Origin of the sequence: Micromonospora sp. NRRL B-16802, from assembly GCF_001279555.1 — a bacterium.
GTDB lineage: Bacteria > Actinomycetota > Actinomycetes > Mycobacteriales > Micromonosporaceae > Micromonospora > Micromonospora profundi.
The window spans coordinates 1-269 of the sequence record NZ_LGEB01000038.1; the positions used below are offsets into that span (position 1 = coordinate 1).

1 pseudogene is annotated in these 269 nt (G+C 68.8%); it reads left to right on the forward strand.

Annotation, left to right across the window (positions count from 1 at the left end):
* Nucleotides 1-55 precede the first annotated feature (55 nt).
* Nucleotides 56-269, forward strand: a pseudogene (locus tag ADK66_RS06380) (phytochelatin synthase); the annotation flags it as partial.

Below are 269 nucleotides of genomic sequence, written 5' to 3' on the forward strand. Positions count from 1 at the left end.
CCCCTATTGGTGCGTTACGCGGGTCGCCCCCGACATTGCAGAGGAGCACGCCATCATGCGTACCGATCTGATTCGTAAGACCGCTCTGACCGCTGCCGGACTCGCCGTCACCGGCGGCGCCATCGCCGGCCCCATCACCACCGCCTACGCCGCCGACGCCAAGCCCACCAGCCAGACCCAGAACAAGGGCGAGCGGCACCTCGACGTCCGCTACGAAGCCCAGCCCAACTTCTACTACTGCGGCCCCGCCGCCGCCCGCAACGCCCTGT